This window comes from Cyanobium gracile UHCC 0281 (assembly GCF_034931305.1).
Lineage (GTDB): Bacteria > Cyanobacteriota > Cyanobacteriia > PCC-6307 > Cyanobiaceae > Cyanobium > Cyanobium gracile_A.
Window position 1 is genome coordinate 24,724 of record NZ_JAYGHY010000007.1, and the last position, 11,610, is coordinate 36,333.

Annotated in this window: 10 protein-coding genes and 1 tRNA gene; 7 read left to right on the top strand and 4 right to left on the bottom strand. The window is 70.6% G+C overall.

The annotated features are described in order from the left end of the window. Positions 1–108 precede the first annotated feature (108 nt). The 3 genes from cax (at position 109) to VB739_RS03685 (ending at position 2,502) form a co-directional block, all read left to right on the top strand. Positions 109–1,224 (top strand): calcium/proton exchanger, encoded by a 1,116-nt coding sequence (gene cax, locus VB739_RS03675; protein ID WP_323355834.1) that lies wholly within the window; start codon positions 109–111, stop codon positions 1,222–1,224. Continuing rightward, positions 1,221–2,399: a pentapeptide repeat-containing protein gene (locus VB739_RS03680; RefSeq protein ID WP_323355774.1), complete on the top strand. Its 1,179-nt coding sequence runs from the start codon at positions 1,221–1,223 to the stop codon at positions 2,397–2,399. The genes cax and VB739_RS03680 overlap by 4 nt, the downstream gene beginning before the upstream one ends. 18 nt (positions 2,400–2,417) lie before the next feature. Beyond that, positions 2,418–2,502, top strand: a tRNA-Ser gene (locus tag VB739_RS03685). Positions 2,503–2,563: 61 nt separating this feature from the next. Here the strand turns inward: VB739_RS03685 and VB739_RS03690 are convergent. Continuing rightward, a complete protein-coding gene (locus VB739_RS03690; protein WP_323355775.1) occupies positions 2,564–5,092 on the bottom strand; it encodes a ligase-associated DNA damage response DEXH box helicase in 2,529 nt (842 codons plus the stop codon). Positions 5,093–5,105: 13 nt separating this feature from the next. Next, positions 5,106–5,315 (bottom strand): DUF350 domain-containing protein, encoded by a 210-nt coding sequence (locus VB739_RS03695; protein WP_216908808.1) that lies wholly within the window; start codon positions 5,313–5,315, stop codon positions 5,106–5,108. Positions 5,316–5,369: 54 nt separating this feature from the next. Here VB739_RS03695 and VB739_RS03700 point away from each other — a divergent pair, with 54 nt between their 5' ends. From VB739_RS03700 to VB739_RS03715, 4 genes are all read left to right on the top strand, one after another. Next, positions 5,370–6,404: a hypothetical protein gene (locus tag VB739_RS03700; RefSeq protein WP_323355776.1), complete on the top strand. Its 1,035-nt coding sequence runs from the start codon at positions 5,370–5,372 to the stop codon at positions 6,402–6,404. A gap of 1 nt (position 6,405) precedes the next feature. Beyond that, complete coding sequence (locus tag VB739_RS03705) at positions 6,406–6,639, top strand: hypothetical protein (RefSeq protein ID WP_216908806.1); 234 nt, start codon at positions 6,406–6,408, stop codon at positions 6,637–6,639. Next, complete coding sequence (locus tag VB739_RS03710) at positions 6,636–8,183, top strand: polyamine aminopropyltransferase (protein WP_323355777.1); 1,548 nt, start codon at positions 6,636–6,638, stop codon at positions 8,181–8,183. The genes VB739_RS03705 and VB739_RS03710 overlap by 4 nt, the downstream gene beginning before the upstream one ends. A gap of 80 nt (positions 8,184–8,263) precedes the next feature. Continuing rightward, positions 8,264–8,857, top strand: coding sequence for a DUF4178 domain-containing protein (locus VB739_RS03715; protein WP_323355778.1), 594 nt, complete (start codon positions 8,264–8,266; stop codon positions 8,855–8,857). Here VB739_RS03715 and VB739_RS03720 read toward each other — a convergent pair. Then, positions 8,848–10,497, bottom strand: a complete 1,650-nt coding sequence (locus VB739_RS03720) for an ATP-dependent DNA ligase (RefSeq protein WP_323355779.1) — start codon at positions 10,495–10,497, stop codon at positions 8,848–8,850. The two genes, VB739_RS03715 and VB739_RS03720, sit on opposite strands and share 10 nt — an antisense overlap. 4 nt (positions 10,498–10,501) lie before the next feature. Next, entirely contained in the window at positions 10,502–11,551 is a 1,050-nt protein-coding gene (locus VB739_RS03725) for a ligase-associated DNA damage response exonuclease (protein ID WP_323355780.1), read from the bottom strand. Positions 11,552–11,610 lie beyond the last annotated feature (59 nt).

Sequence of the window (11,610 nt, forward strand, 5' to 3'; positions counted from 1 at the left end):
AGGCCGTTGGAGCCCCTCATGGCTGCCCAGCTCATGCTGATGGTGGGCCAGGTCATGGCCCAGCTGGTCAACAGTCGGTCACAATGGGTCACCGTATTGCACCGCTTCATGCCTGGTCGGCTGCGCATCGCCATCGGCCTGCTGGCGATGCTGCCTGTCGCAGCGGCCGCCGACCGGTTCCATTGGGGGGATGGGGTCGTCTTCGTCACCTCCATCCTGTCGATCATCCCCCTGGCGATCCTGCTGAGCACCGCCACCGAGGAGCTGTCCCTCACCCTTGGCCCCTCGATCGGGGCCCTGCTCAATGCCCTGTTCGGCAACGCCACCGAGCTGATCATTGCTCTGGCGGCCCTGCGGGCCGGCCTGGTGGACATCGTCAAGGCCAGCATCACCGGCACGGTCATGGCCAATCTCCTGCTGGCCCTGGGTCTGTCCATGCTGGTCGGGGGCATCGGGCGCAGTGAGCAGCGTTTCCAGCCGGTGGTGGCCAGGGTCAACGGCTCGGCCATGACCCTGGCGGTCCTGGCGATTCTGATCCCGAGTCTGCGGGGGATGGTGGGCGGCGAGGCCGGGGGGCTGGACGCGGGCGCCGCCGAGTCCTTTTCCCTGTTCGTGGCCTGGGTGCTGCTGGCCGTCTACGCCCTCACCCTGCTGTTCTCGTTGAAAACCCATCGCACCCTCTACGCCGTGGCCGAGGCCGATTTCAATGGGGCTGGAGAGGACCCCGGCGAGGGTGGTGCGGCCGGCCATCGGCCGCCCCTGCTCCCCTGGGTCGCTGTGCTGCTCGCGGCCACCGTCGGCCTGGCCTATGCCTCCGAGCTGTTCGTGGGCGTCGTCGAGACCGTCACCGAATCTCTGGGCCTTTCGGCCCTGTTCACCGGCGTGGTGCTGCTGCCCCTGTTGGGCGGTGCCGCTGAATACCTCACCGCGGTGAGTATGGCCCGCAAGGACAAGATGGACCTGGCCGTCTCAGTGGCGCTGGGCTCCACGCTGCTGGTGGGCCTGCTGGTGGTGCCGGTGCTGCTGCTGGTGGCCCCCATGCTCGGCCATCCCCTCGACCTCAGCTTCAACGTCTATGAGGTGGTGGCAGTGGCCACGGCCGTTTTGGTGAGCAACCTGGTCAGCCTCGATGGCCGTTCCGACTGGTTTGAGGGGGTGCTGCTGCTGGCGGCCTACGCCATCCTCGCGGCTGGGTTCTTCTTCCAGAGCAGCCCCCTGCCATGAGTACCAAACCGGACGATCGCTCCCAGGCCGCCGCTGCTCCGCCCCTGGCCCTGCGGTCGGGTGGCCCCTGGACGCGCCTGCGCCATGGGGCCGGCCTGCAGCTGCTGCTCACCCTTCTGGTCCTGCTGGCGGCCCTGTTGCTGGGGGTGGCCTGGCTGGCTGTGCCGGCGTCCCTGCTGACGGTGGTGCTGGCCCTGCGCCAACTGCTGCCTCCGCTCTGGCAGCTCCTGGTCCGCCACCTCGAAGACCCCCCCACCGTTCGGCTGGTGGCGACCCTCGCCCTGGTCCTGGCCCTGCTGTCGATTCCCCTGGCCCTCGGCTGGCTTGACCCGCTGCTGGCGATCTACCGCAACGGGGACTGGGAGGCCATCGGTGCCTTTGGTGAGGGGGTGATCGGGGCCGTCGGCCAGATCCTGGTGGCCCTGGTGGCCCTGATGATCGCCTGGCGCCAGGTGATGGTGGATCAGCGGCTCACCACCCAGCAGAACCGCATCACCCAGGCCCAGACGATCGACAGCTTCATCCACGGCATCTCGGAGCTGATCAGTGACGAGGAGGGTCTGCTGGAGGACTGGCCCCTGGAGCGGATGCTGGCGGAGGGGCGGCTGGCCGCCGTGCTGAGCAGCATCGATGGCGATGGCAAGGCGAGGATCCTGCGCTTCCTCTCCCACGCCAGGTTGCTTACGCCCCTTCGCCGCGACCAGCGGCTGGGGCGCGCCATCCTCGACGGCGAGGGCAGCTACGAAGAAGACCGCCTGCGGGGGGTTCCCGTGGTCCGCCTGCAGAGCATGCTCAAGGGAGCCGATCTCGCCGGCACCGACCTGCGGGCCATCGACTTCAACGGCGCCGATCTCTCCGGCGCTGACCTCTCCGGTGCCGACCTCGGCGAGGCCAACCTGGCCGCCGTGAACCTCGTCGGTGCCAATCTTCAGGGCGCTTGCCTGCAGGCCACCCGTTTCTTCTACGGGCATGCCCTGGTCGCCACCCCGCAACAGGCCCAGATGGAGCCCGATCACAGCCAAGGCACTGGCACCGGGGCCCAGGTGGAGAACGTCAATCTCAGCGGTGTTCGGCAGCTGGATCCGGACAACCGCGCCTACCTGGCGGCCTGGTCCGGGGCCCGTTCCCGTCTCACCCTGCCTGGGGGCTGCAAGGGGCTGCCCAACCGGCTGTAGGGTCGGGCCGTCCATCCTGGAGGGGTGGTCGAGTGGTTGATGGCTCCGGTCTTGAAAACCGGCGAATCGCAAGATTCCGTGGGTTCGAATCCCACCCCCTCCGTCTTTATCACTAGCCCAGTCTTTCTTCCGAGCTCCGGCGGGTGCTCCCGTGGCTCAGTTGCTCACGGCCCCTCGGCGCGTTCCGCCTGTTGCCGCAGCTTCTGCAGCCGCTCCAGCAGCGATTCGTTGCTCATCCGGTTGTTGAGCCGCTCCGCCAGCAGGGGGAAAGCCATCGGGCCGGGTCGGGGCAGGCGCCGCTGCAGCCATTCACTTCCCCGCAGGCGCTGCAGGGTGCTGAGCAGACGACCGAGGTCCAGCTGCTCTTCCAGCACTTCGCTGCGGGCCTGGGCCAGCAGCAGGTTGCCGGGTTCATGGCGCTCAAAGACATCGAAGAGCAGGGCGGCGCTGATCTGAAGCTGGCCGCCGGAGCGGGCCTGGCCGGGATAACCGTTCACCACCAGCCCACTCACCTGGGCGATGGAGCGAAAGCGGCGGCGGCAGAGCTCCGACAGATTCACCGCCCGCTCCAGATCCGCCAGCAGGCCTTCAGGGTCCAGCAGGGTGTCCCCGTGCCGTTCGAGCATCTCCTCGAAGGGGTAGTCCCGGGCTGCCAGCAGCTCGAAGCCGTAATCGTTCACCGACACCGTGAAGGTGCCGGGATGGTGGCGGGCCAGCCGCCAGGACCAGAGAAAGCCCAGGCCTTCATGCACGAAACGTCCTTCAAAGGGGTAGGCGTAGAGATGGCTGCCCTCCCGGGTGTGGCACACCTCCACCAGAAACTGCTGGCACCGGGGCAGGGCGGAGAGCAGCACCTGGCGCTCCAGCAGCGGCCGCAGGGCCTGCAGCTCTGGGGTGTCCAGCGCCAAGCCCTTCTCGCCGTCGAGGGCACGGGCGCAGCGATCCACCTCCTGGCGCAGGTGGGCGCTGAGCAGATCGGAGAGGGCCATCTGGCCGCCCCCCCAGGCCGGCACCATGGCGCTGCGACGCGTCGTGGCCTTGACCATCGCGGTCATCTCCCGCAGCCGCACGAACTCCAGCTGGCGGCCGGCGAAGAAGAAGACATCCCCGGGTTTGAGCCGGCTGATGAACACTTCCTCCACGTGGCCCAGCACGGCCCCACGCACGAAACGGACGGTCACGGACCGATCGGCGCTGATCGTGCCGATGTTGAGCCGGTGCAGGCGGGCCACGGCCGTCTCCCGCACCACGAAGCGCTGGGGGACGCCCGCGCTCGCCTCCAGCGGCTCCCGCTCCAGCTTGCGGTAGCGCGGGTAGGCGCCCAGGCAGTCGCCCCCGTCCTCGAGAAAGCGCAGGCACCAGTCCCAGTGGCTCCGCTCCAGCTGGCGGTAACTCCAGCTGCGGCGCACGGCCTCAAATGTGGCTTCGGGCTCGAAGCCCGGACCGCAGGCCAGGCTCACCAGGTGCTGCAGCAGCACATCCAGCGGCGCCTGCGGCGGACGGCGGTGTTCCACCAACCCTTCCCCCAGCCCCCGGCGCATCGCTGACACCTCCAGCAGTTCCAGGGCGTTGGTGGGCATGAACAGCACCTGGGCCGTGCCGCCGGGCGCATGGGCCGAACGGCCCGCCCGCTGCAGCAGCCGGGCCAGGTTCTTGGCACTGCCGATCTGCACCACCCGCTCCACAGGCTGAAAGTCCACCCCCAGATCGAGGGAGCTGGTGCAGACCACCCAGCGGATCGCGGCGGCCTTCACCCCCGCCTCAATGGCTTCACGGGCGGCCCGGTCGATGGCGCTGTGGTGCAGGGCCAGGGCCCCGTCCATTTCCGGGCAGGCGAAGCGCAGGCACTGGTGCCAGCGCTCGGCCTGGTTGCGGGTGTTGGTGAACAGCAGGGTGGAGACATCCGGCTCCATGGCCGCCACCAGCTCCTCGTACATGCGCAGGCCCAGATGGCCGGCCCAGGGGAAGCCGTCGATGCTGTCGGGCAGCAGGCTGCGGATCTGTGTGTCCCGCCGGATCCGCGCCGTGATGATGCGCGGCTCGATGCCGACACCCACCGCGGCCCGGGCCGCCTCTTCCAGGTTGCCGATGGTGGCGCTGATCGCCCAGGTGCGCAGGGCCGGCCGCCGGCTCCGCAGCCAGCTCAGGCAGAGCTCGCTCTGGGAGCCCCGCTTGCTGCCCATCAGCTCGTGCCATTCGTCGATCACCACCGCCTCGAGGTCGGCGAACAACGCCTCGGCCCGGGGGCCGGCCAGCAGCAGCGAGAGGGACTCGGGGGTGGTGATCAGGATCTGCGGCGGCAGCTTCAGCTGCTTACCGCGTTCGTGGCTGCTGGTGTCACCGTTGCGCAGTCCCACCCGCAGCGGCCAGCCCATGGTGTCGATCGGTTCCCGGATCGCCAGCAGCAGGTCGCGGCTCAGGGCCCGCAGGGGCGTCAGCACCACCAGACGCAGCCCGCCATCCGGTCCGGCTCCCCTCTTCGGTCCGGCGCCATCGTTCTCGGCCAGCATCGCCGCGATCGGCCCCATCACGGCGGCGTAGGTCTTGCCGGAGCCGGTGGGCACCTGGATCAGGCCGCTGCCCCCTTCCAGGTAGGCACGCCAGCACTGCCGCTGGAACGGCATCGGCCGCCAGCCGCGGCGAGAGAACCAGTCCTCGATGGGCCGCAGCGCTGCCGCGAAGGAACGGGTCAAGGGGGGCGGCGGATCAGGTGGAGAGCACGGCCACCACCACGGCGGCGATGGCCAGGATCACCGCCCCCAGCACCACCCCGGCGGCGATGTTGCCGCGGCGGATCTCGGCCCGGTAGTCGATCGGGGAAAGGCGATCGAAGAGCAGCAGCCCGAGGTAGATCAGGATGATGCCCAGAAAGGTCCAGCCGACCATCAGCAGCATCTGGAGCAGTGGTTTGACCATCCCCTCGTTTCAACGCCACCCCCACCGTAGGGATGGACAGGAGGCCAGCTCCTGATGGCGGCGGCATCCCTGGACGGGCGGCGTGATCCGGCCCTGCTGCTCTGGCCCCTGGCCAGCCTGCTGCTGCCGCTGCTGCCCCTGCTGGTGCTGCTGCTGTCGGCCGTGGAGTGGCCCCGGCGGCTGGTGATGGTGGTGCCGGAAGGGGAGCGCGTGCTCAGTGCCCCCTTTGAGCTGCGGGACGGTTGGCTGGGCGGCCCTCGGCTGGCGCTGACGGCCGAGATCCCGCCCAACAGCTCGATCGAGCTGGATGTGGCCCTCCTTGATGCAACCGGCCGCACCGTGCTGGATCTCACCAAGGACGGGTGGCGTGCCAGTGGCGTCTGGGCGGAGGGGGGGGAGAGCGGTACCTGGCAGGAAGACGATGCGGGCCTGGCTCTGGCGATGCGGCCAGGGCAGAGCGGCCGCTTCCAGCTGGCGGTGCAGGTGCAGGATCTGCTCGATGAAGCGGGCCGCACGCTGCCCAATCCGGTTGTCGTGCGCGGCAGCATTCGCAACCACAGCGTCGACGCCCCCCTGCTGCTGTTCACCGCCGTGCTGTCGCTGGCGGTGGTGCAGGTGCTGCTGCTGGCCAGCTACCGCATCGGCCGGGGCCGCTGGGTCCAGCGCAGCCAGGAGGCCAGTGCCGCAATCCGCTGTGAAGCTGGAGGCCCGGGGCTGCTGCGACTGGATGTCGTGGCGCGCTGGGAGCTGCCCCACGACAATCCACCGCTGGGGCAGCCCCCGGGCCCGGCGGCCCTGGAGCTGCGGGTGAGCGATGCCCATGGGCGCCCGCGCCTGCAGCATCGCGGGATGGTGGTGGTGGCCCACCGTTCCGATGATGGCGACCACTGGTTGTCTGTCCGCCAGTCCCTGCACCTGCGGCTTCCGGAGCGCGGCAGCTACCGCTTTCGGGTCGAGCTGCCGGAGGTGTTCCGCGCCGATGGCGATGCCTGGGAGATCGAATGGCTGCGGCTCAGCGTCGAGGACGGTCGGATGACCGCCTGGCCGGTGCCCGTTCTGACCCTGGCTGGGGCGGAGGAGGGCCGCTGAGATGGCCGACGAACGCGGGCTGATTCTGTTGCTGGCCGTGGCGGTGGTCGCCGTCGGCACCGTTACGGCCGTGACCCGCCCTGGCCTCTGGCGCCTCGGCCAGGACGGCACCCCCGCTGCCGGCAGCGGTGTGCGCTACGGCGGCAGCTACCGGGCCGGACGATGGGTGGCGGCCCCGACACGCCGCCAGGACTGGTCGGGCTTCCAGGGGCGCGGACCGGGCGCGGCCAAGTGACGCTTCGGACCCTTCCGGCCCTGACCTCCCTGCAGGTGCGGGTGCTGCTGGCGGCGGCGGCCCTTTCCTCCACGGTCAGCCTGGTGCTGGAACTGATGTTGGCCACCCAGGCCAGCTACCTGCTGGGCGACCATGCCCTGGCCACAGGCGTGGTGATCGGCACGTTCCTGGCCGCCATGGGGCTGGGCGCCTGGCTGAGTCAGTTCCTGGCCGTTGGCCCCGAACCCGGCTTCGTGCTGCTGCAGTGGTTTCTGGCCGTGGAACTGGCCCTGGCTCCCCTGTGCCTGCTGGCGCCCCTGGCCCTGTTCGCCCTTTTCCGGGTGGGCGGGCCGGTGTGGCTGGCTCTGGTGGTCTGCACCGTGCTGGTGGGGGTGCTCGGTGGCATGGAGATTCCACTGCTGACCCGGCTGCTGGAGTGCGGTCAGCAGCTGCGTGTGGCCCTGGCCCGGGTGCTGGCCCTCGATTACCTGGGGGCTCTGGTGGGTGCCCTGCTGTTCCCCCTGGTGCTGCTCCCCTGGCTGGGCCTGCTGCCCACCGCTGGACTGCTGGCCCTGGTGCCCCTGGTCAGTTGCGTGGCCATCGCTGTTGTGTTCCCGGTGGGACGCCGCTGGCGCCGCTCGATCGCCGTGGCCTTTCCCGTGATCGCGTTGGCCGGCTGGGGGCTGGTGCCGCTTGGGGATCGGATCGAGGATGGCCTCTACGACGATCCGGTGGTGAGCCGTCTGCAGAGCCGTCAGCAGCGCATCGTGCTCACCCGTCGCCGCGACGACCTGCGCCTGTTCCTCGATGGCCAGCTGCAGTTCTCGAGCCTCGATGAGTACCGCTACCACGAGGCCCTGGTGCATCCGGCGATGGCGTTGCAGGGCCGGCCCCAGCGGGTGTTGCTGCTGGGAGCAGGCGATGGCCTGGCCCTGCGGGAGGTGCTGCGTTGGCCTGGCGTGAGGCAGGTGGACGTGCTGGAACTCGATCCGGCCATGGTGAAGCTGGCCCGGGAGCAGCCGTTCCTGCGGCGCCTCAACGGCGCCAGCCTGGAGGACAAGCGGGTGCGGCTCGTGATCGGCGATGCCTTCGAGCGGGTGCGGCAGCTGCGGGGCACCTACGACGTGATCATCGCCGACTTCCCTGACCCGGCCACGCCGCCGCTGGCGCGCCTTTACAGCGTCACCTTCTACGGGCGTCTGCTGCGCCGTCTGGCCCCCGACGGCATGTTGGTCACCCAGGCCTCGACACCCTTCTTCAGCCCCAAGGTGCTGGCCTCGATCCAGGCCACCCTGAAAGAGTTGAACCTGACCACCCGGCCCTACGGCGTGGACGTGCCCAGTTTCGGCCCCTGGGGATTCGTGCTGGCCCACCGGGGCCAGCGGCAACCGGCGCAGGCGCTGCTGCCCTTCCAGGGCCGCTGGATCGACCAGGGGCAGCTGGACCGGCTCTTTCCCCTGAGCCGGGACCTGGCCCTGCCGCCGGGGGAGCGGGTGCTGCCCAACCGCCTGCACCGGCCGGTGCTGTCCGACTACCAGCGCCAAGGGCGCTGGCGGGAGAACTGATCAGCGCCTTTCGCGGAGTCGGTCCACCAGCCTCCATAAGCTGTGCCAGCCGGCTGTGATGGTCCGGCCCCTGCGCACCGATGGCTGTCTGGTTCCTCCTGCCCCTGCTGCTGCTGGCCGCCGTTGCCCTGCTGCTCCTGCGGCGCTTGCGCCTGCGTCGCCAGGCGCCCAAGCTGTTGGGCCGCACCCTCTTCAACCTGACCATCGGCGACATCGTCCAGTACGACGGCCGCGACTGGGTGGTGGAAGACCGGCTCCTCTACGACGACGCCGGCTTCCAGTGGCTGGAGTACCTGCTGCGCGACGGCAACGATGGCCGCTGGCTCAGCGTCTGCGAGGACGACTGGCTGGAAGTGAGCTGGCTGGAGGACGCCCCGGCCTCGGAGCTGGAGGGTCTGACCGCCGATTTTCCCGATCACCTGCGCTGTCGTGGCCAGCTGTATCACCTGAAGGAAAGGGGCCGGGCCTCGGTGAGCGCCGCCGCCCGGGTGATGAACCGGCGCCTGCAGGGCTGCCGCTTCGGCGATTACGAGGGGGCGGATGGCCGCTTGCTGTCCCTGGAGCGCTGGGAGGAGGGGGACGCACCCGGGCCGCCGGAGTTGAGTCTTGGCCGTCGCATCGACCCTGCCGCCCCGGTGCTCCTGCCCGGCGATGGCCGTTCTGTTTATCGCTGACCGGCTGGATCCTCCAGCAGGGCCAGGGCACTGGTGAGGCTGTCTGCCGATTCGGGGGTGCGGTCGCGACGCCAGCGCAGGATGCGGGGGAAGCGCACGGCCAGACCGCTGCGGTGGCGTGCGGAGCGTTGCAGGCCCTCGAAGCCCAGGCTGAAGACCAGCAGTGGCTCCACAGCCCTCACCGGGCCGAAGCGCTCGGTGGTGTGGCGGCGGATCCAGCGGTCCAGCTCGGTGATCTCGCTGTCGTCGAGCCCCGAATAGGCCTTGGCGAAGGTGACCAGGCGGCCCTCGCCATCCCAGAGGCCAAAGGTGTAGTCGGTGTAGAGGTTGGCGCGGCGGCCACTGCCGGCCTGGGCGTAGAGCAGCACCGCATCGAGCTCCATCGGCTCGAGCTTGTGCTTCCACCACAGCCCGCGGCGCCGTCCGACGCCATAGGCCGAATCCAGCGCCTTGAGCATCAGCCCTTCGGCGCCCACGGAGCGGGCCAGCTGCCGCAGCGCTTCAAGCGCGTCCCAGCTCCCCAGCGGCAGCACCGGTGAGAGGCGCAGGAGCCCGGTCGTGGGGGTGGAAACCGCCTCAGGCAGCCCCTGCACCAGATCCTCCAGGGCGGCGCGGCGCCGGCTCAGGGGCTCGGGGCGCAGATCCTGGCCCCCCCTTTCCAGCAGGTCGTAGGCGACGAAGGCCGCCGGGCACTCCCGCAGCAGGGCGGCGCCGGGCTTCTGCCGCCCCAGCCGCCGCTGCAGGGGGCCGAAGCCGGCGGGCTGGGGCGCCTGCGCCGGCCAGACGGTCAGCTCCCCATCCAGCACCGTGCCCGGCGGCAACCCTTCGGCCATCCCCTCCAGCTCGGGGAAGCTGGCATTGATCAATTCCTCGCCGCGGCTCCACAGAAAGGTCTGGCCGCTGCGCCGGATCAGCTGGGCGCGGATCCCGTCCCACTTCCACTCCACCTGCCAGCCGGCGGGGTCGGTGGCGGTCAGGCGCTGGGCCTCCAACGGTGAGGCCAGGCAGAAGGGATAGGGCCGGCTGATCGGGGCGGCCGCGCCGTCGTCCAGCGGCGCCACCAGGGCCTGCATGGCCGCGGCAGAGGGCTCGAAACCGCCCATCAGGCGGTGGGCCAGCTCCGCCTCCTCCAGCCCTGACACCTGGGCCAGGGCCCGGGTGACCAGGCCCGCGGCCACCCCCACCCGGAAGCCGCCGGTGAGCAGCTTGTTGAACAGGAAGCACTGGCCATCGGGCAGGGCCGCCCAGATCGCAAGCACCGCCTGCGCCTGCGCCTCGGCCTCCAGGGCGGCCAGGGCCGGCAGCCGCGTGCCCATCCATTCGGCCAGGGAGAGCTCCAGGGGCGGAGCCGGCGGCAGGGCCAGCTGGGGGAGCAACAGGGCGATGGTCTCGGCCGAGTCCCCCACCTGGGCATGGCAGGCATCGAACAACCACTCCGGCAGTCCGGAGCGTTCCAGGCAGATCTGCCGCAGCCGCCGGCCGGTGATCAACCGCCGCCGCCGCTTTCCCAGCAGCAGGGCCAGGGCCCAGGCGCCATCGGCCCCGTCGACCGCCTGGAGATGGGCGGCCAGCGCCGCCACCCGGTCCTTCGTGCCGGTGCTGCTCTCCAGCTGCTGGATCAGGTCGGCAAAGGCCTGCATGGGCTCAGGCCACCGCTGTCGCAGCCGCCGCGGCCATCTCCCCTTCCTCGCTGCGCTGCCCCTCAAAGGCCCGCCCCAGGGGTTCCGCCGCCAGGCCCTGCTCTTCGCGCAGGTAACGGGCCAGCCCATCGCTGTTGCCGTGGGTCACATACACCTGGCGGGCGCCGCAGTCGCGCACAGTGCGCAGCAGGCCGTCCCAGTCGGCATGGTCGCTGAGGGCGAAGCCCCGCTCGAACCCTCGCCGCCGCCGGGCTCCACGCACCGCCATCCAGCCGCTGACGAAGGCCGTCTGGGGATTCACGAACCGCTTCATCCAGGGGGATCGGTGGGCCGATGGCGGTGCGATCACCAGGCGCCCTGCCAGCGCCTCGCTGCGGGGGAGCTCGCTCAATGGCCGCGTCGGGGGCAGCACCACCCCTTCGCTCCGGTAGGGCGCCATCAGTGTCTGCACGGCCCCATGCAGCAGCACCTCCTCCTCCACCCCCAGCGCCGCCAGTTCCGCTAATAGCCGCTGGGCCTTGCCGAAGGCATAGGCGAACAGCAGCGAGGGTCGCTGGGGGGTCTCGCGCCACCAGGCCAGGATCTCGGCCGCCACCTGCCTGCCGGGGCGCCAGCGGTAGATCGGCAGGCCGAAGGTGGCTTCGGTGATCAGCACGTCGGCGGCCACCGGCTCGAACGGGGCGCAGCTGGGATCAGCATCCCGCTTGTAGTCGCCACTGATCAGCCAGGTTTCCCCGCCCGCGCTGATCCGGATCTGGGCCGAGCCCAGCACGTGCCCAGCCGAATGGAACGACACCAGGGCCCCGCCGAGGCGCCGCTCCTCGCCATAGCCCACGGCCGTCAGGGCGATGCCGGCCCCCAGCCGCTGGCGCAGCACGCCCTCGCCCGCCGCCACTGCCCAGTAGTCGCCGCATCCCGGCCGGGCGTGGTCGGCGTGGGCGTGGGTGATCAGGGCCCGGCTCACCGGCCGCCAGGGGTCGATCCAGGCGTCGGCGGCTGGACAGTACAGCCCCTCGGGAGTGAGTTGGATCAGGCCGTCGCCCGGCAGGGCCATGGTGCGCGCAGGCCCAGACGGCGCCGCTGACGGGGGGCAATCGCATCCTGGCGACCCCG